The organism is Micromonospora chokoriensis (assembly GCF_900091505.1).
GTDB classification, from domain to species: domain Bacteria; phylum Actinomycetota; class Actinomycetes; order Mycobacteriales; family Micromonosporaceae; genus Micromonospora; species Micromonospora chokoriensis.
Genome location: NZ_LT607409.1, coordinates 3,423,629 through 3,442,773, shown reverse-complemented (window position 1 = coordinate 3,442,773; position 19,145 = coordinate 3,423,629). Strand labels below are relative to the sequence as shown.

Genomic DNA, 19,145 nt, shown 5'->3' with positions numbered 1-19,145 from the left:
CGTGATCGACATTCGGTTCGGCCCGCAGGTCTGCGGCGATCTGACCAGCGCGGCCAGCCGGGAGTGGCTGGTCCCGGACGGCCTCGGCGGTTATGCGATGGGCACCGTCGGTGGACTCCGGACGCGCCGGTATCACGGCTTGCTGGTGGTTCCCGGCGAAACGCCGGCGTCCCGCCAGGTGGGACTGGTCAGCCTCGACCCGGCGGTCACCCTGCCGTCCGGCGTGCGGGTGCGCCTCGGCGCGCACGAGTGGTCCTCCGGGGACGTCGACCCGCGTGGCTTCGAGCTGCTGGAGCGTTTCGACCTGGCCGACGGGCTGCCCCGGTGGCGGTGGCGGATCGGCGCCGTGGTGATCGAGCGGGAGGTGGCCATGCTTCCCGGCCGCTCCTGCGTGTCGGTGGTGCACCGGCTGGTCGCCGGCGGGCCCGTGCGGCTGGAGCTGTCGGCCGCCTGCACCTGGCGTGACGCGCACGGCGAACGGCGGGCCGACGGCCCGGTTCCGCAGGTCGAGGCGGTGGCCGACGGTGCGGTGGTGGAGGGCGCGTACCGCCTGTCCGGGCCGGGCTGGTCGCCCGAGGGGCAGTGGTGGCTGGGCGTACACCACCGCGAGGAGGCCAATCGGGGCCTGAACCCGGACGAGGACCTGTGGTACGCGGGGCGGTTCGTCGGGGCCCTGGAACGCCCGGGCGACACGGTGTCGGTGCGGGCGTGGGCCGGTCGACTCGACGAGGAGCCGCCGCCGGCCACCGAGATCGTGGAGACGGCCCGACGGCGCAACCGGCAGGTGGTGGCGGCGGCGAAGCCGGCCGACCCGGTCGAGGCGACGCTCACGCTGGCCGCTGACGCGTTCGTGGTACGCCCCGGCGGGCGGGCCGTCGACGTGGTGGCCGGCTACCCGTGGTTCGGCGCCTGGTCGCGGGACACGATGATCTCCTACGAGGGGTTGTTCCTCTGCACGGGTCGCGCCGACGAGGGCCGGGCGCTGCTGCGGGCGTACGCGGCGACGCTGTCCGAGGGGATGCTCGCCAACACGGCCGACACCGGTCGGGTGGAGTACAACACCGTCGACGGCACGCTGTGGTTCCTGCACGCGGTGAGTCGGCACGTCACCGTCACGGGTGACACCGACCTGGGTGACGAGCTGCTGCCCGCGTTGCGGTCGGTGGTCGACGCCCACGTGGCCGGCACCCGGTACGGGATCTCCGTCGATCCGGCCGACGGGCTGCTCACCCAGGGTGCCCCCGGCACCGCGCTGACCTGGATGGACGCCCGGGTCTACGGGGTGCCGGTCACCCCGCGTACCGGCAAGCCGGTGGAGGTCAACGCGTTGTGGATCAACGGGCTGGCCGGGCTCGCGGAGCTGACCGAGCTGGCGGGGCGGAACGCGGACGAGCTGTGGCGACGGCACGGGCAGGCCAGCGCCTCGTTCCGGGAGCGCTTCCCCGCGCCGACCGGCTGGTTGCACGACGTGCTGGACGCGCCCGCGCCCGCGTACCCGCTGGGCGGGGCCGCCCTGCACGACGACGACGCGCTGCGCCCCAACCAGCTGCTGGCCTGGTCGCTGCCGTACGCGCCGATGGATCCGGACGAGACCACGGTGCGGCGTATCGGCGACGGGTTGCTCACGCCGCTCGGGCCGCGCAGTCTCGCCCCCGACGCGGCGGAGTTCGTGGGCCGGCACCGGGGTGGTCCCGCCGAGCGCGACGGCGGCTACCACCAGGGCACGGTTTGGCCGTGGTTGCTCGGACCGTACGTGGACGCGCGCCGCAAGGGCAAGATGTCGGTCGATGACGTGTTCGTTAGTATCGAGGCCCATCTGACCGAATATGGGCTAGGCTCGGTAAGCGAGACGGCCGACGGCCTCGCGCCGCACGCCGCGACCGGCTGCCCCTTCCAGGCGTGGTCGGTGGCCGAGCTGCTGCGGGTGCGCCGAAAGAGCCAGTAGCGCTTTACACGACCGCAACGGCAGTGTCTCCGCTGGTTATCTCGATCCCGGCAGGATTGGCCCCGATCCAGACGCGACGGCGACACCGGCTCCGGTGTCGGTCGGCGCGCGCCCGGGGACAACTCAAAGGGGGCCGCATGTCACCCGACGCCCACGTGATCGACATCCACCCCGCCCGGCAACTGCGGGTGCTGATGCTCTCCTGGGAGTACCCGCCGGTGCTCGTCGGTGGCCTCGGCCGCCACGTGCACGCCCTCTCCGTCGCCCTCGCCGCCGCCGGCCACGAGGTCACCGTCGTCACCCGCCACGCCGAGGGCGCACCCCTGGAGGAGTACGCCGACGGCGTGCGCATCCTGCGCGCCCCCGAGGACCCGGTCACCTTCCCCCTCGCCACCAACAGCCTGCTGGCCTGGACGATGGCGTTCAACCACACCCTCACCCGCGCCGCGCTGCGCGCCACCGAGGCCGGCGCCTACGACGTCATCCACGCCCACGACTGGCTCGTCGCCCACACCGCCGTCACCCTCGCCGAGCACCTGGACCTGCCCCTGGTCACCACCATGCACGCCACCGAGGCGGGCCGGCACCAGGGTTGGCTGCCGGAGGAGATGAACCGCACGATCCACGGCGTCGAGCACTGGCTCAGCGGCGCCTCCATCCGGGTCATCGCCTGCTCGGGGTACATGCGCGAGCAGGTCAGCACACTGTTCGACGTACCGGCCACGCAGGTCGACGTGGTGCCCAACGGGGTGGACGACCGGGCCTGGCGGGCCCGGCCACGGGCCGTCGCGTCGGCCCGCGCACGGTTCGCCGGGGACGGCCCCCTGGTCGGGTACGCCGGGCGACTGGTCTACGAGAAGGGCGTCCAGCACCTGATGCACGCGGTGCCCCGCCTCCGCAAGGAACACCCGGGGCTGCGCGTGGTGATCGCCGGGGACGGCCCGTACCGCGCCGAGTTGGAGGCCGAGGCCCGACGACTGGCGCTCAGTTCGACGGTGCGGTTCACCGGTTTCCTCGACTCCACCCAGCTGCCGGCGATGCTCGGGGCCACCGACGCGACGGTCGTGCCCAGCCTCTACGAGCCGTTCGGCATGGTGGCGCTGGAGGCGGCGGCCGCCGGCGCACCGCTCGCGGTGGCCCGTACCGGCGGGCTCGCCGAGATCGTCGAGCCCGGCGTCACCGGTGTGACGTTCCCGCACAGCGACCCGGACGCGCTCGCCGGCGCGGTCGGCCAACTGCTCGGTGACGAGGTCTTCGCCCGGCGGGTGGCGCGCCGGGCCCGCACCATGGTCGGCCGGCGGTACGGCTGGGCCAGCATCGCCGCCCGTACCGCCGCGAGTTACACCGCCGCCCGACGCGAACACGGCCCACTACAGGCCCGCCGGGCCGCCGCCCGACTGGCGGGCGGGAGCTCCCGGATCGCCATCCCCGAGGGCAATCTGCTCGCCCGCCTCGGCCCCGCCGCCTGCTGAGAAACGTCGGACGAGCTATAGGTAGCTTCCGATCCGCTGGTTAGGGTGTAGCCCGGACAGCGGCTGAGGAGGAGCGTGCGCAGGTGCTGATCGCTGGTCGGTACCGGCTGCTCGACCTGGTCGGCCGCGGGGGTATGGGTCGGGTGTGGCGCGCCCACGACGAGATGCTGCATCGTGAGGTAGCGGTCAAGGAGATCGTCCCCCCGAGCTGGTTGGCCGACCACGAACGGGACGAGCTGCGCTCGCGCACCCTGCGGGAGGCACGCGCCGCCGCCCGGCTCAACCACCCCGCCGTGGTCCGGCTCTACGACGTCGTCCCGTTCGAGGGCAGCCCGTGGATCGTGATGGAGTACGTCCCGTCGCGCACCCTGCAGGACGTGCTCGACGCCGAAGGGCCGTTGGAGCCGGCCCGGGCGGCACGGATCGGCCTGGCGGTGCTCGACGCGCTGCACGCCGCGCACACCGCGGGGGTGCTGCACCGCGACATCAAACCGCAGAACGTGCTCGTGGCCCACGACGGGCGGGTGATGCTCACCGACTTCGGGTTGGCCACCTTCGACGGCGGCGACGGCGTGCTGACCCGCCCCGGCATGGTCTTCGGGTCCCCGCAGTACGTCGCCCCCGAGCGGGCCGCCGAGGGGGTGTCCACGGTCGCCGCCGACCTGTGGTCACTCGGGGCGACCCTGCACGCGGCGGTGGAGGGCCGCTCCCCGTACGCCCGCAGCACCGCGATGGCCACCCTGAGCGCGCTGGCCGCCGGCCCGCCGGACCCGGCGCCGCACGCCGGGCAGCTCGCGCCGGTACTCGACGGGTTGCTGCGCCGCGACCCACGCGACCGCCTCGACCACGACACGGCACGCCGGCTGCTCACCGCCGCGGCGACCGGCCGCCCCGAACCGCCGCCGGTGTCCGACCGACCGCCGGTGCCGGACCGGCCGGCCACCGCACCGGGCCTGGTGGGGGTGCCCGCCGTCGTTCAGGGCGACGACGAGCAGGATCCGACGGTTCCGCTGCCCGACGCGGATCAGCGCCCGAGCGACCCGACCACCACCGCGCCGACACCGGAGCGGGCGGGTGGGGGGCGCACCACCCGTCGGCTGGCGTTGGTCGCCGTAGCGCTGCTGGTGGCCGCCGCCGCCGGCGTCGGCACCACGCTGGCCCTCACCGATGACAAGCCCGCCGACACCGGGGGCTGGTCCTCCCCGCAGCCGCAGAACGGTCCGTTCGACGGTGGCGGACCAGGCGGCCCCGGGCCGGGCCCCGGCCCCGACCGGCCCGGCCCGCCACCCGGTGGCCGGGACGTCCCTCCGCCGCCGTTCGCCTGTGTCCGCCCGCACATCGCCGGTGCGCCGGTACGGGCCGGCACGCCCATGTCGGGCGAACGGTTCCGGCCTCCACCCGGCTGGGTCTGGTACGCCGGCAGCGGTGGCTTCCGGGTCTCCGTGCCGGCGACCTGGTACCACTCCCGCGACGGTGAGGTGAGCTGCTTCCAGGACCCGGCGACCGGTCGGGCCTTCAGCGTCGCCGGGGGCGACAGGGCCGACGCGCTGGTCCAGCTACGCGCCGCCCGCGACGCGGCGATCTCAGCCGGGGCACTTCCGCAGTACGACGAGATCCGGCTCGCCGCGACCGACGACGGCGCGGAGTGGGAGTGCCGCTGGATGGCGCCCTTCGGTGGCCGGTGGCTGCACGCTCGGCACCAGGTGGTCGGAGCCGGCCGCTGGACCCTCGGCTGGATCACCCACGACGACGACTGGGCCGGGGGCACAGCCGACTGGGAGCACGTCCGAAATAGTTTCCGACCACCCCCCTGACCTGCACCGTATGGTCATGATCCGGACCACCGTCCGGCGTGGATCGAGGCCGCTCAGCGGATGAGAAATGCCGCCACGGTGGCTATCGTGTAACTCGGGGTGACCGAGGGGGAGCGACCGTGCAGCAGTTGCTGATCGCGGGTCGGTACCGGCTGCTCGACCTGGTCGGCACCGGCGGAATGGGCCGGGTGTGGCTTGCGCGCGACGAGATGCTGCATCGCGACGTGGCGGTGAAGGAGGTCGTGCCACCGTCCTGGCTGGCCGAATCCGAACGCGAGGAGTTGCGGCTGCGGACCCTGCGGGAGGCCCGCACGGCGGCTCGGCTCAGCCACCCCAACGTGGTCCGCATCTACGACGTCGTGCACGACCGGGAGAGCCCCTGGATCGTGATGGAGTACGTGCCGTCCCGGTCGGTGCAGCAGATCATCAGCGCCGAGGGGCCACTGAGCCCGCAGCGCACCGCCCGGATCGGGCTGGCGGTGCTCGCCGCGCTGCGCGCCGCCCACGCCGCCGGGGTGCTGCACCGCGACGTGAAACCGCACAACGTGCTGGTGGCCGACGACGGTCGGGTGGTGCTCACCGACTTCGGGCTGGCCACTTTCGACGGTGGCGAGGGAGCGATGACCGGGCCGGGCACGGTGCTCGGCTCACCGCAGTTCGTCGCCCCCGAGCGGGCCCGCGAAGGCGTGTCGGATCAGCGCACCGACCTGTGGTCGCTGGGCGCGACGCTCTACGCGACGGTCGAGGGGCAGTCACCGTACGCCCGGTCGAGCGCGATGGCGACGCTCAGCGCGCTGGCCACCGAGCCACCGGACCCGATGCGGCGGGCCGGAGCGCTGGGTCCCGTCCTCGCCGGCCTCCTCCAGCGCGACCCGTGGCGGCGGCTGACCGCCGCCGAGGCGGAATCCCTGCTGCACGAGGCGGCGGCCCAGAGCGACGATCCCCCAGGGCCGCCCCTGTCCTCGGCGGTGGCGGCGGTACGCGGCGCGGGCCGCGCCCACGCACCCGCCCCGGTGGACACGGCCGGCCACCCCGGCCCTCGGACGACGTCGGCGGCCCAACCGACGAGTTGGGTCCGCCGATCCCGGCGGCGCCTGCTCGCCCTGGGGGGCGCCGCCACGGCTCTGCTCGTCGCCGGAGGCGTCGCGGTTGCCCTGGTCAACCGTAACGACCCACGGACGCCGCCGTCCGGCTCCGGCGGGGGCGGGTCGCCCTCCCGACCGGCCGCCTTCGCCTGCTCCACACCACCGCCGCCCCCGCCCGCCTCGACTCCGGTGGCGTCGGTCGCGCCGCCCGCCGAGGCCCGGTACCGGCTGCGCGAAGGCTGGACCTGGCACGACGACCCGACCGGCTTCCGGATCGCCGCGCCGGTCGGTTGGGCGCGCTGGACCGAGGGGCCGGTGACCTGCTTCCGGGAGCCGGGCGGGGCTCGGGTGCTCAGTGTCGAGTCGGGGCCGGCGCGACCCGACCCGGTGGCGTACTGGACGGCCGAGGAGGCGCGACTCACCACCGGCGACGGGTTGCTGCCCGCGTACCGCAAGGTGGACATCTCCGCGATGGACATCTTCGAGGGCGGCGCCGTCTGGGAGTGCGGGTGGGAGAACGCCGCTGGTGAGCAGGTGCACAGCTTCCGGCTGCTGGCCAACACCTCGGCCGAGCGCTCCTACACCGTCTCGTGGTTGACAAAAGAGTTCGACTGGCAGGTCAACGCGGCATACTTGCCGATGATCCGGCAGAGCTTCACCCCCGCCCTCTGACGGCGTCCGATGTGGACTGTCCGGGTGATGCCCCTGCGACACCCACGCTGACTACAGTGGCGTAGTTTTGGGCGCTCAAGATCCCTGGGGAGGGTGAGCCGAGATGATGGGTCCGCAGCACGCGCTGTCCGGCGCGGCGGTGTGGTTGGCCGGGTCCTGGGCGTTGCAGCAGTTCGCCGACTACCACCAGTCGCCGCTCGCGTTGGCGGTGGGCACTGCGGTGTGCGCCGGTGGCGCACTCTTTCCGGACCTCGACATGTCGGGCAAGGTGACCAAGAACCAGGGTGGGGCCACCGTGGCCCGCACCTTCGGGGTCTTCTCGCTCTTCGCCGCCGAGGTGATGGAGAAGATCTCGCTCGGGGTCTACTACGCCACGAAACTCAGCAAGGACCCCCGCCGCAACAACGGGCACCGCACACTGACCCACACGTTGCCGTTCACCCTTCTGGTCGGCTGGGGCACCACAGCGCTCTGCGCCGCGTACGGCAAGTGGGCCGTCATCACCATCCTGTTCTTCATGTTCGGCCTCGCGCTGCGCGGGCTGTTCGACGAGTGGGCGGAGCGCGCCGGCTGGGTCATCATCACCCTCGCCTCCGCCGGAGCGGCCTGGTTCACCTTCGCCAACCTCCCCGGTGGTCGCGGATATCCGCTGATCGGCACGGCGCTGGGGGTCGGCTGCTTCGTGCACATCCTCGGCGACATGATCACCCGGGCCGGGGTGCCGATCCTCTGGCCGATCCCGATCAAGCGGCGCATGTGGATGATGATCGGGCTGCCGAACAAGATCGCCCTGCGGGTCGGCAGCAAGGCCGAGGTCGTCGGGATGCGCATCGCCCTGACCGTCATCTCGGCGCTCGCGACCCTCGGCCTGGTCGCGCCGTCGGTGCTGAGCCGGTTCGACATCGAGATATGACCGACCCGGCAGCGAAGCTGCCACCGACCGAGGACGCACGCGTGCCGGAGTTCTGGCGCGCGCTCGGCCTGCCCGGTCTCGCCGACGTGCACGTGCACTTCCTGCCGCCGCGCCTGCTGCGCCGCATCTGGGAGTACTTCGACGCCGCCGGACCGCTGGTCGGCACCGAGCGGCCGATCCGCTACCGGTGGAGCGACGCCGAGCGGGTCGCGCACCTGCACCGCCTCGGGGTCCGGGCCTTCAGCGCGTTGGCGTAGGCTGCGCGCGGTCTGCTGGGGCAACGCCGCCACCCTCTTCGACCTGACCTGACTCCCGCCGCGCAACCCGCGCCACCACTGCCCGGCACCCGCCCGGCGCCTCCTCCGCCGTGCCCCGCCGCGAAGATCGTGCTCAATCCTGGATGTAGTCCCCTCAGGTCGTCATGGAGGCCACTACATCAAGGATCGAGCACGATCTTGGACTTGCACCGGGGTCGGGCCGGGGTGAAATGCGTGGAATGCGCGAAACGCGTCTGCGTGGCGCGCGTGGCGGACGCCAGCTCAGCGCCCCCGGCGCGTGAGGCACGCGGGAGCGGCGCGGGCGTCCTTGACGGTCCGAAAGCTTTTCGACATCTTCTATTGACGCCCTCGTAACGGGTGGCCTAGCGTCCTGTCGAACCGCTTAGTCGAAACGCTTCGACGCGGCGGTGGGAGCGATCCCGGGCCTGGCCGAAGGAGGTGCACGGGTGGCCACCATGCACGACGTCGCCCGCCTCGCGCAGGTCTCGGTCAGCACCGTCTCGTACGTGCTCACCGGCACCCGGCCGATCTCGCAGGCCACCCGCGACAAGGTGCTCGCCGCGATGGCCGAGCTCGACTACCAGCCCAACGCGATGGCCCGCGGCCTGGCCAGCCGTCGTAGCCGGATCCTCGGCCTGCTGATGCCGATGGACGAGCGTGGGCTCGGCGCCACCGAGACGGCGTTCGTCACCGGTGCGGCCGCGGCGGCCAGCTCGGCCGGCTACCACCTGGTGCTCTCGCCGGTCGGCGGCGGCGACCTCGACGACCTGCGCCGGCTGGCCAGTCAGCGGATGCTCGACGGTGTCGTGCTGATGGAGGTCCAGCTGGCCGACGAGCGGGTCACCGTGCTTCAGGAGACCGGGGTTCCGCTGGTGTTGATCGGCCGTACCGCCGACACCAGCACCCTCTCCTACGTCGACATCGACTTCGACCAGACGGTGCGGGAGGCGGTCGCGCACCTGGTCGGCCTGGGGCACCGGCGGATCGTCTACGTCAACCACTCGGCGGCCACGCTGGCCAGTGGTTACGGGCCCGCGTTGCGTACCCGGGATGCCTTTGTCGCGGCGATGACCGGGCACGGCCTCGACCCGGTGATGATCGCGGCCGAGGACAGCGCGGCGGGCGGGCGGGCCGCGCTGGCGGCCGCGTTCGCGCGGGCGCCGGAGCTGACCGCGGTGCTGGCCATGAACGAGACCGCGATCTTCGGCATCCTCGGTGAGCTGACCGGCCGTGGCCTGTCGGTGCCCGGCGATGTCTCGGTCGTCTCGATGGTCACCTCGCCGCAGGTCGCCGAACTGGCCACCCCGGCGCTGACCGCGATGACGTCACCGGGGTCGGCGCTCGGTCGGATCGCGATCGAGGCGCTAGTACGCCATCTGGACGGCCCTGCCGTCGAGCGTCATCTGGACGGCCCTGCCGTCGAGCGCCACCAGCAACTGCTGCCGTGCGCGTTGGAGGTCCGGGGGTCCACCGCCCCGCCACGAAGCCGCCGACCCGTGGGGGCTGATCAGTAAACGGCCCGCCGCCGCGCTGCAACGCGACGACGGGCCTCGTGAAGTACCGGCTAGATACTCAACGAGGAGGATGCTAATGCAGCGATTCCACCGGCTCGTCGCCGCGCTCGCCCTGGCGGCGACCGCGACGACCACCGTTGCCGCGTGCGGTGGTGGTGACAACGCGGACGACAGCGACGCCAAGGTCCTCAAGCTCTGGCACTACGAGAGCGAGAACAGCGCGATGGGGGTCGGCTGGGACCGGGCGATCGAGTTGTTCAAGTCCGAACACCCGGGCGTCGAGGTGCGCTTCGAGCGCAAGGCGTTCGAGCAGATCCAGCAGAACGCGGGCATGATCATCAACTCGTCCGAGGGCCCGGACATCATGGAGTACAACAAGGGCAACGCGACGGCCGGTCTGCTCTCCTCGCAGGGGCTGCTCACCGACCTGAGCGCGGAGGCCGACAAGCGCGGCTGGGCCGGCAAGCTCAGCCCCAGCCTCCAGACCACCGCCCGCTACAGCGACAAGGGCGTGATGGGGTCGGGCAAGTGGTTCGGTGTGCCGAACTACGGCGAGTACGTCACCGTCTACTACAACAAGGACATGTTCCAGGCCAACGGCGTCGCGGTGCCGACCAGCATGGCCGAGATGACCGCCGCGATGGACACGTTCGTCGGCAAGGGCGTCACCCCGCTGGGCATGGCCGGTGCCGAATACCCGGCCGGGCAGCTCTTCTACCAGCTCGCCCTCGCCAAGGGCGACCGGCAGTTCGTGGACAACTACCAGCTCTACAAGAACCCTGTCGACTTCACTGCCGACCCGCTCAAGTACGGCGCGGAGACCTTCGCCGAGTGGGTGAAGAAGGGCTACGTCGCCAAGGACTCGGCCAGCCTCAAGGCCGAGGACATGGGCACCGCCTTCATCGCCGGCAAGGTTCCGATGATCGTCTCGGGCAGCTGGTGGTACGGCCGCTTCAAGACCGAGATGAAGGCCAACTGGGACACCTTCCTCTTCCCCGGCAACACCCTGAACGCCGGCTCCTCCGGCAACCTCTGGGTCGTCCCGGAGAACAGCAAGGCCAAGAGCCTGGCGTACGACTTCATCGACATCACCCTGCGCCCGGAGATCCAGGACCTGATCGGCAACAACGGTGGTGTGCCGGTCGCCGCTGACGCCTCGAAGATCACCGACCCCAAGGACCGCAAGCTGATCGAGGACTTCAACACGGTCAGCAAGTCCGACGGGCTCGCCTTCTACCCGGACTGGCCGGTCCCCGGCTACTACGACGTGCTGGTCTCCGGCTTCCAGGGCCTGATCAACGGCTCCAAGTCGCCCGACCAGGTTCTCGACACGATCGCCAAGCCGTACGCCGATGGCGTCAAGGAGATCACCGGCAAGTGACACGGCGAGCGGCGGGCGCGATCGGCACCACCGACGCGCCCGCCCGCTCCGCCGGGAAGGATCTTCCATGGCAGTCTCCGAGACCGTCGCCGCCGCACCACCGGCCGCGACGCCCACCCCGCCCGCGCCCAGCCGCCGACGACGCGGACGCGACGCGGCGTACTGGCTCTACCTGCTCCCCGGGGCGACGCTCTTCGTCCTGGTCATCGGCGCACCACTGGTCGGCACTGGCTACCTGTCGTTGACCAAGTGGTCCGGCGTCGGCGACCCCCGATGGGTCGGCCTGGACAACTACCGGCAACTGCTCCAGGACGACGTGTTCTGGGCGTCGTTCCGCAACACCGTCGCGATGATCGTGGCGATGGTAATGGTGCCCACCGCGCTGGGGCTGCTGCTCGCGGCGGTGCTCTTCGACGTCATCGGCCGGCGGTTCAGGCCCCGCACCGCCGCCGCGCTGCGGGCCGCGTTCTACCTGCCGCAGGTGCTGCCCGTCGTGGTGGCCGGCATCGTCTGGGGTTGGATCCTCCGCCCGGACGGCGCGTTCAACAGCCTGCTCGACGCGGTGGGTCTCGGCGCGTTACGCCACGACTGGCTGGGTGACCCCGACACCGCGCTGCCCGCCGTGATGGCGGTGATGATCTGGGTGCAGATCGGCTATCCGGTGGTCGTCTTCATGGCGGCGCTGCAACGGGTCGACCCCGAGTTGTACGAGGCGGCCGAGGTCGACGGCGCGAACTGGCTGCACCGGTTCCGGGCGATCACCCTCCCGCAGATCCGGCCGGAAACCTTCGTGGTGGCGCTGACCTGCACCATCGCCGCGCTGAAGGTGTTCGGGCCGATCTTCGCCCTGACCCGGGGCGGCCCGGAGAACGCCACGAACGTGCCGTCCTACTTCGCGTACTACACGTACTTCAAGAAGCTCCAGGTCGGCTACGGCTCGGCGATCTCCACGGTGCTGACACTGATCATCATCGTGGTGGCCGTGGTCTTCATCTGGACGCAGGCTCGCAGCGAGCGCCGGGACCGGGGGTTCTGAGATGGCCTTGATCACTGGAACCTCCGCGCCGGTCCGCCGGCCCGTACGCGACCGCCACCACCGGGGCGTCGGCCGCTGGGTGGTGCTCACCCTGGTCACGCTCGGCGCGCTCGTCATGTTGGTGCCGTTCGCGTTCATGCTGCTCAACGCGTTCAAGTCGCCCGGTGACTACTCGTCCGGCGGGCCGCTGAGCTGGCCGACGGAGTTCTACACCAAGGGTCTGCGGACGTACTGGAACGCTGTCGACTTCCCGCTCAAGCTCTGGAACTCGGCGCTCATCGCCGGCTCCGTGGCGGTGCTCGGCGTCGCCGTGTCGCTGCTCAACGCGTACGCCCTGGGTGTCGGTCGGGTCCGTGGCCGGCTGTGGATCGTCGGTCTCTTCCTGCTGGCCAACATGCTGCCGCAGGAGGCGCTGATCTACCCGCTGTACTACGTGGCCAAGGAGGTCGGGCTCTACAACACCCGACTCGCGGTGATCATCATCTTCACCGTGATCCAGAGCGCGTTCGGCACCTACCTGCTGGCCTCGGTGCTGGGCACGTTCCCGCGCTCGCTGCTCGAAGCCGCCGCGCTGGACGGCGCCGGCACGTGGACGGTGCTGTGGCGGGTGGTCTTCCCCAACCTGCGGCCCACCCTCGCGGTGCTGCTCATCTTCTTCTTCATCTGGACCTGGAACGAGTTCCTCATTCCGCTGGTCATGCTCATCGACAACCAGACGCAGACCATCCCGGTCGCGCTCGCGTCGTTGCAGGGCGACCGGCTGATGGACGCTCCGACCACCAATGCCGGCTCGCTGATCAGCCTGGTGCCGGCCGTCGTCTTCTTCCTCATCTTCCAGCGCACCCTGGCGCGCGGCATCACGGCAGGAGCCGAGAAGTGAAGTTCACCGACGGGTACTGGCAACTGCGCCCCGGTGTCAGTGTCCTGCGCCCCGGCACCGTGGAGTCGGTCGAGCCGGACCAGCGCGGGTTCACCGTCTTCGCACCGACCGGTCGGATCACCGGACGCGGCGACACCCTCAACCGGCCCCTGGTCACCGCCCGGTTCTTCTCCCCCGCCCCGGGCGTCGTCGGGGTGACGATCGCCCACCACAGCGGCGGGCTGCCCCGCGAACCGCACTTCGGGCTGAGCACCGACGACACGCATCCCGTCGCCGTCGACGTCAGCGGGCTCAGCGCGACGCTGACCACCGGTGAGCTGACCGCGCGGGTCGCGCTCGTCGACGGGTGGCGCGTCGACTTCCGGCACGGCGACCGGCTGCTCACCGCCTCCACCGAACGCAGCATCGGCCTCGTCACCGACGCCGAGGGCCGGCAGCACGTGCACGAGCGGCTCGCGCTGGGTGTCGGCGAGACGGTGTACGGGTTGGGCGAGCGCTTCGGCCCGTTCGTGAAGAACGGGCAGACCGTCGACATCTGGAACGCCGACGGCGGCACCGCCAGCGAGCAGGCGTACAAGAACGTGCCGTTCTACCTCAGCAGCGCCGGCTACGGGGTGTTCGTGGACCATCCGGAGCACGTGTCGTTCGAGGTCGGCTCCGAGATCGTCACCCAGACCCAGTTCAGCGTCGAGGGCCAGTCGCTCACCTACTACGTGATCGACGGGCCCACCCCGAAGGACGTGCTGCGTCGCTACACGGCGCTCACCGGCCGCCCGGCCCGCATCCCCGCCTGGTCGTACGGGTTGTGGCTGTCCACCTCCTTCACCACCTCGTACGACGAGAAGACAGTCACCGAGTTCGTCGACGGCATGGCCGAACGCGGGCTGCCGCTGTCGGTGTTCCACTTCGACTGCTTCTGGATGCGCCAGTTCCACTGGGTTGACTTCGTCTGGGACCCGGCGACGTTCCCGGACCCGGAGGGGATGCTGCGCCGGCTACGCGAGCGCGACCTGAAGGTGTGCGTGTGGATCAACCCGTACATCGCGCAGCGCTCGTACCTCTTCGAGGAGGGCCGGCAGGCCGGCTACCTGGTGCGCAGGCCCGACGGTTCGATCTGGCAGTGGGACAAGTGGCAGGCCGGCATGGCGCTCGTCGACTTCACCAACCCGGACGCGGTCCGCTGGTTCACCGGCAAGCTCAGGGTGCTGCTCGACATGGGCGTGGACTGCTTCAAGACCGACTTCGGCGAGCGCATCCCCACCGATGTGGTGTGGCACGACGGTTCGGACCCGCAGCGCATGCACAACTACTACTCCTACCTCTACAACAAGGCGGTCTTCGAGCTGCTGGAGGCGGAGCGCGGCACGGGCGAGGCGGTGCTGTTCGCCCGCTCGGCCACCACCGGTGGGCAGCAGTTCCCGGTGCACTGGGGCGGTGACTGCGAGGCGACGTTCGCCGCGATGGCCGAGTCGCTGCGCGGCGGGCTGTCCCTGGCGTCGTCCGGCTTCGGTTACTGGAGCCACGACATCGGCGGCTTCGAGGGCACCCCCGATCCGGTGGTGTTCAAGCGGTGGGTCGCCTTCGGGTTGCTCTCCTCGCACTCCCGGCTGCACGGCTCCGGGTCCTACCGGGTGCCGTGGGCGTTCGACGACGAGGCCGTCGACGTCCTGCGGCACTTCACCCAGCTCAAGCTCCGCCTGATGCCGTACCTCGCGGCCGCCGCCGAGGAGGCGCACCGCGACGGTACGCCGATGATGCGGCCGATGGTCGTGGAGTTCCCGGACGACCCGGCCACCGCGTACCTGGACCGGCAGTACATGCTCGGCCCCGACGTGCTGGTCGCCCCGGTGCTCAGCGCCGACGGCGACGTCACCTACTACGTGCCCGCCGGCACCTGGACGCACCTGGTCAGCGGGGCGCAGGTCACCGGCCCCGCCTGGGTCACCGAGAAGCACGCGTTCGACAGCCTTCCGGTGCTGGCCCGCCCCGGCGCGGTCATCCCGTTCGGCGCACGCGATGACCGCCCGGACTACGAGTGGGCGGACGATGTGCGGCTACGGCTGTACGCACCGGCCGAGGGGCAACGGACCCGGGTACGGGTACCGTCACCCGGGCACGGGCCGGGCGCCGAGTTCGACGTGCGCTACGAGGACGGGACGGCCGGTGCCGCACTGGTCGCCGGTACCTCGACGGGCTACATCTGCGAGATCCAGGGGACTGAACGATGACGCAACACCACTTCCCGGAGAGCTTCGTCTGGGGATCGGCGACGGCGGCGTACCAGATCGAGGGCGCGGCCAACGAGGACGGGCGCGGGCCGTCGATCTGGGACACCTACAGCCACACACCGGGTCGGACGCTGAACGGCGACACCGGCGACGTGGCCGCCGACCACTACCACCGGTGGGCCGACGACCTCGGGCACATCGCCGACCTCGGGCTCGACGCGTACCGGTTCTCCATCGCGTGGCCACGGGTGCAGCCCGGCGGCTCGGGCCGGTTCAACCAGGCCGGCATCGACTTCTACTCGCGGCTGGTCGACGGGCTGTTGGAGCGGGGCGTCCGGCCGGTGGCGACCATGTACCACTGGGACCTGCCGCAGGAGTTGGAGAACGCCGGCGGCTGGGCGGTGCGGGAGACCGCGCTGCGCTTCCAGGAGTACGCCGCGGGCATCGTCGGCGCGCTGGGCGACCGGGTGCACACCTGGACGACGCTCAACGAGCCGTGGTGCTCGGCGTACCTTGGCTACGCCTCCGGCGTGCACGCGCCCGGCCGCACCGAGCCGGCGGCGGCGCTGGCCGCGGTGCACCACCTGAACCTCGCGCACGGCCTGGCCGGGCGGGTGGTCCGGGAGCTGGCCCCGGCCGCCGAGCTGTCGGTGACGCTGAACCTGCACGTCATCCGGGGGGCGTCCGACTCCGCCGCCGACCAGGACGCGGTACGCCGGATCGACGCGCTGGCCAACCGGGCGTTCCTCGGCCCGATGCTCGACGGGGCGTACCCGGCCGACCTGCTGGCCGACACCGCGGCCGTGACCGACTGGTCGTTCGTCCACGACGGTGACGAGAAGCAGATCGCGGTGCCGCTGGACGTGCTCGGGGTCAACTACTACTCCAGCACCCTCGTGCGGGCGTGGGACGGGGTGTCGGCCCGCTCCGACGCCGACGGGCACGGGGCGTCGACCTCGACGCCGTGGGTCGCGGCGGACGACGTGGACTTCCTGCCGCAGCCCGGCCCGTACACGGCGATGGGGTGGAACATCGACCCGCCGGCGCTGACCGAGCTGCTGCTGCGTCTGCACCGTGAATACCCGAACCAGCCGATGATGATCACGGAGAACGGCGCGGCGTTCGACGACGAGGTGTCGGCCGACGGCCGGATCCACGACGACCGGCGGATCGACTACCTGCGCCGGCACATCGGTGCGGTGGGTGACGCCCGGGCGCAGGGCGCCGACGTGCGCGGCTACTTCGTCTGGTCGCTGCTGGACAACTTCGAGTGGGGCTACGGCTACGACCGCCGCTTCGGCATCATCCGGGTCGACTACGACACCCAGGTACGCACCTGGAAGGACAGCGCCCACTGGTACCAGCGCCTCGCCGCGACCGGCCAACTGCCGGACGCCTGACGGACAGGAGACCTCGACGCGCTGGATGCGCTCGGCCAGAGCCGAGCGCATCCAGTCATTCGAGGGTCACCGGTTCAGCGGTCGTCAATCGGAGGGTGCCGTCGGCAGCCCTTCGAGATAGCGGGTCGGCAGCACCGTGAGCGGCGCGTCGACGTACCCACTCTCCACGATCTCGTCCCATGAGCGGAAGTGTTTCTTGGCCCCGCCGACGGTCAGGAAGACGTCGCCGCTGGGAGTCGTCACCATCGTGCCGTCACGGGGAGTGCCGGAGAGGCCGCTCAGGTAACGAGCGGGCAGGATAGCCGGCGCCACTCCACCGTAACCGGAATCGACCATCTCCTGTGGGCTGGCGAACCACACCAGGGCGCCACCCGCGACCACGTAGATGCCGTGACCAGGACCGGACACCACTGTGCCGTCACGTGGGACGTCGGGGAAGGTGTCGAGGTGACGGGTCGGCACGATGGTCGGCGCTGTCCCGCCGTACCCGGTATCGATGATCTCCTGCGGGCTGTTGAACCAGATCTTCGCCCCACCCGCGACCACATAGATGCCGTGGTTCGGCGCCGCCACGAGCGTGCCGTTGCGCGGAACGGCCGGCAGCAACCCGAACGTGCCGTCCGGAACGGCTGCCCAGGACTGGGGGTAGCCAGTTGCCGAGATCTCCTCGACGCTGTCGAACCAGACGGGTGCTCCACCAGTGATGACCGCGATCGCCCCCGCCGGCTCGCGGTACAGCGACCCGTCTGCGAGAGGGAAGTCGACGATGGTCCCACGGACCCAGTCGAGGAGGTCGTCGACACGGACCTCGACGGCGCCCTGCCGGGTCTGGGTCTCAGCGATGCATCCGGCCTGCCACGAGGAGCCGTTGATCGCCACCAACTGCGGGCCGGATTCCAACTCCCGGAAGGCCGGCCCACCGGCGTCACCCTTGCAGATGCTCGCGGTCGCCGGAACACGGGCCGCCACGTCAAAGGTCGTCGCCGTCTGGTCGGCCCACCAGCCCACAGTGAACTGGGCGGTGTGCAGGCGGTCGGGCACCCACTCGGTAGCGGTCCGGCCGTAGCCCGCGACGCGGAGCACCTGCCCGTATCGCGGCACGTCCCGGGCGAGCCTGATCGGGGTGATGTTACTGGCCGGACTCGTCAACCGGGCCAGGACCACGTTGCGCCCCGGATGCGACACCAGCCTGTCGACGGCCGAGACCGTGCCGGTGGACGTGCTCAGACTCGTGCGGCCGACCGTAGCCGTCGTGGGACGTGGCGGTGGCCCCGAGGCCACACCGGACGGTCCGAAACAATCCTTGGCGGTAATCACCCATTGCGGCGCGACAAGCGCACCGGAACAGGTGGTGCTTCCGGCCTGGCCCGGCTCCCCGATCGTCAGTTTCGCGACGAATCGGTATGTGCCGTCAGCGGCTGCGACGCTGGTAGCTGCTTGTGCCGGTAGCCCGGACGACGTCAGACCCGCCGCCACCAGGACGAGCGTTAACCCCGCCCGCCAGCCGACCTTGACAAATCTCATGCATGTCCTCCCTTGGCACATACCTGGAAATGGCTGCCCAAATGGACAGACAGGCGCGCAAGGGTGGACGACAACAGCGATGCCACATCAACCCCCGTGGAAGCGAGACCGCGCAGCCAAAGGCTAGTGGGCGGCAGCTTCCAACACCAGATCGAATGTACGAGAACGATTTCGACAGTGGGCGCAGCCAGGGGCCGGGAATCGCGTCTAGCTTGATGTTCAACCTGTGCGGCGCGGTCGGGGATTAATGGTCTTCGCCTTGTTTGTCGCCGGTGTCTCGGCGTTCGTGGTGGTCGCGATGTGAACGTCGGTGTCAGCCGACGGCCGCATCAACGACGACCGGCGGATCGACTACCTGCGCCGGCGAGCTGCCGGACGCCTGACGGTCACCGGAGTTGCTCGTCTGCCCAGCGGGCGAGCAACTCCGGCCCTTCACGATGCCGGGCGGCCCGGCTGCGGGCGTGACCGACCGACGGTCAGCCCGCCCCTGGTGCCAGCCCGACCGCGGGGCCGCGCCGACGCCGGGCCATCCAGCCGACCCCTTCCGCGCTGAGCGCGTACAGGACGACCGGGGCGAGGACGAGGAGCGCGGCGACGCCCGCCACCACCGGCACGTAGCCGGCGGACACCTCCGTGAGGACGGCGCCGACCACTGCGTACCCGATGGCCAGGACGACAGCGGCGATCGTGGACAGCGCCACCACCCGGCCGGTCCCCCGCCGCCGGCCGACTGCCTGCCCGAGCGCCACGGCCGGCAGGAAGAGCAGGGGAAGCAGGGCCACGCCGGTCACCGCGGCTGCCAGCGCGAGCACCGGCCCGCCCAGCGGACCGCCCAGACCGGACCCGGTGACGACCGCGAACACCAGCAGACCGAAGTAGACCACTACCGACTGGGCGACGAAGGTCAGCCAGGCGGCTGCCATGCCCGCCAGGTGGCGAGCGATACGAACAACCATGGGGTCCGCCCTCCCGATTCCGACAGCGGCGCGGCTGTCCACGGTCG

Annotated in this window: 13 protein-coding genes and 1 pseudogene; 12 read left to right on the top strand and 2 right to left on the bottom strand. The window is 71.3% G+C overall.

Going from position 1 to position 19,145, the window contains the following annotated elements:
- The first annotated feature begins 1 nt into the window (after position 1).
- The 12 genes and pseudogenes from GA0070612_RS16235 to GA0070612_RS16180 all read left to right on the top strand — a co-directional run bounded on the left by GA0070612_RS16235 (position 2) and on the right by GA0070612_RS16180 (position 16,618).
- A complete protein-coding gene (locus tag GA0070612_RS16235) occupies positions 2-1,945 on the top strand; it encodes an amylo-alpha-1,6-glucosidase (protein ID WP_088988655.1) in 1,944 nt (647 codons plus the stop codon).
- Between the two features lie 137 nt (positions 1,946-2,082).
- Complete coding sequence (locus GA0070612_RS16230) at positions 2,083-3,417, top strand: glycosyltransferase family 4 protein (RefSeq protein WP_197699387.1); 1,335 nt, start codon at positions 2,083-2,085, stop codon at positions 3,415-3,417.
- Positions 3,418-3,500: 83 nt separating this feature from the next.
- Positions 3,501-5,231 carry a serine/threonine-protein kinase gene (locus GA0070612_RS16225; RefSeq protein ID WP_231924579.1) on the top strand — a complete coding sequence of 577 codons (1,731 nt, stop codon included), beginning with the start codon at positions 3,501-3,503 and terminating at the stop codon, positions 5,229-5,231.
- Positions 5,232-5,350: 119 nt separating this feature from the next.
- On the top strand, positions 5,351-6,988 hold the full coding sequence (locus GA0070612_RS16220) for a serine/threonine-protein kinase (RefSeq protein WP_088988654.1): 1,638 nt from the start codon (positions 5,351-5,353) through the stop codon (positions 6,986-6,988).
- 103 nt (positions 6,989-7,091) lie between these two features.
- A complete protein-coding gene (locus GA0070612_RS16215; protein ID WP_088988653.1) occupies positions 7,092-7,901 on the top strand; it encodes a metal-dependent hydrolase in 810 nt (269 codons plus the stop codon).
- Positions 7,898-8,155, top strand: a pseudogene (locus GA0070612_RS16210) (amidohydrolase family protein); the annotation flags it as partial. The gene GA0070612_RS16215 and the pseudogene GA0070612_RS16210, both read left to right, overlap by 4 nt.
- 479 nt (positions 8,156-8,634) lie before the next feature.
- A complete protein-coding gene (locus GA0070612_RS16205) occupies positions 8,635-9,693 on the top strand; it encodes a LacI family DNA-binding transcriptional regulator (RefSeq protein WP_231924649.1) in 1,059 nt (352 codons plus the stop codon).
- A gap of 76 nt (positions 9,694-9,769) precedes the next feature.
- Positions 9,770-11,074, top strand: coding sequence for an ABC transporter substrate-binding protein (locus GA0070612_RS16200; RefSeq protein WP_088988651.1), 1,305 nt, complete (start codon positions 9,770-9,772; stop codon positions 11,072-11,074).
- Between the two features lie 67 nt (positions 11,075-11,141).
- Entirely contained in the window at positions 11,142-12,110 is a 969-nt protein-coding gene (locus tag GA0070612_RS16195; RefSeq protein ID WP_088988650.1) for a carbohydrate ABC transporter permease, read from the top strand.
- Position 12,111: 1 nt separating this feature from the next.
- Complete coding sequence (locus GA0070612_RS16190) at positions 12,112-12,990, top strand: carbohydrate ABC transporter permease (RefSeq protein WP_088988649.1); 879 nt, start codon at positions 12,112-12,114, stop codon at positions 12,988-12,990.
- Positions 12,987-15,218, top strand: a complete 2,232-nt coding sequence (gene yicI, locus GA0070612_RS16185) for an alpha-xylosidase (RefSeq protein ID WP_088988648.1) — start codon at positions 12,987-12,989, stop codon at positions 15,216-15,218. Before GA0070612_RS16190 ends, yicI begins: the two co-directional genes overlap by 4 nt.
- Positions 15,215-16,618 (top strand): GH1 family beta-glucosidase, encoded by a 1,404-nt coding sequence (locus tag GA0070612_RS16180; protein ID WP_088988647.1) that lies wholly within the window; start codon positions 15,215-15,217, stop codon positions 16,616-16,618. Before yicI ends, GA0070612_RS16180 begins: the two co-directional genes overlap by 4 nt.
- Before the next feature lie 84 nt (positions 16,619-16,702).
- Here GA0070612_RS16180 and GA0070612_RS16175 read toward each other — a convergent pair whose 3' ends face one another.
- Positions 16,703-18,142 (bottom strand): S1 family peptidase, encoded by a 1,440-nt coding sequence (locus GA0070612_RS16175; protein ID WP_157742491.1) that lies wholly within the window; start codon positions 18,140-18,142, stop codon positions 16,703-16,705.
- A 476-nt stretch (positions 18,143-18,618) separates the two neighbouring features.
- Positions 18,619-19,098 (bottom strand): hypothetical protein, encoded by a 480-nt coding sequence (locus GA0070612_RS16170; RefSeq protein WP_088988645.1) that lies wholly within the window; start codon positions 19,096-19,098, stop codon positions 18,619-18,621.
- Positions 19,099-19,145: the final 47 nt, after the last annotated feature.

Coding starts and splice junctions, on each gene's coding strand:
- GA0070612_RS16230 (WP_197699387.1), top strand. CDS start 2,083: ATGTCACCCGACGCCCACGTGATCGACATCCACCCCGCCCGGCAACTG.
- GA0070612_RS16215 (WP_088988653.1), top strand. CDS start 7,092: ATGATGGGTCCGCAGCACGCGCTGTCCGGCGCGGCGGTGTGGTTGGCC.
- GA0070612_RS16205 (WP_231924649.1), top strand. CDS start 8,635: ATGCACGACGTCGCCCGCCTCGCGCAGGTCTCGGTCAGCACCGTCTCG.
- GA0070612_RS16200 (WP_088988651.1), top strand. CDS start 9,770: ATGCAGCGATTCCACCGGCTCGTCGCCGCGCTCGCCCTGGCGGCGACC.
- GA0070612_RS16195 (WP_088988650.1), top strand. CDS start 11,142: ATGGCAGTCTCCGAGACCGTCGCCGCCGCACCACCGGCCGCGACGCCC.
- GA0070612_RS16190 (WP_088988649.1), top strand. CDS start 12,112: ATGGCCTTGATCACTGGAACCTCCGCGCCGGTCCGCCGGCCCGTACGC.
- GA0070612_RS16180 (WP_088988647.1), top strand. CDS start 15,215: ATGACGCAACACCACTTCCCGGAGAGCTTCGTCTGGGGATCGGCGACG.
- GA0070612_RS16175 (WP_157742491.1), bottom strand. CDS start 18,142: ATGAGATTTGTCAAGGTCGGCTGGCGGGCGGGGTTAACGCTCGTCCTG.
- GA0070612_RS16170 (WP_088988645.1), bottom strand. CDS start 19,098: ATGGTTGTTCGTATCGCTCGCCACCTGGCGGGCATGGCAGCCGCCTGG.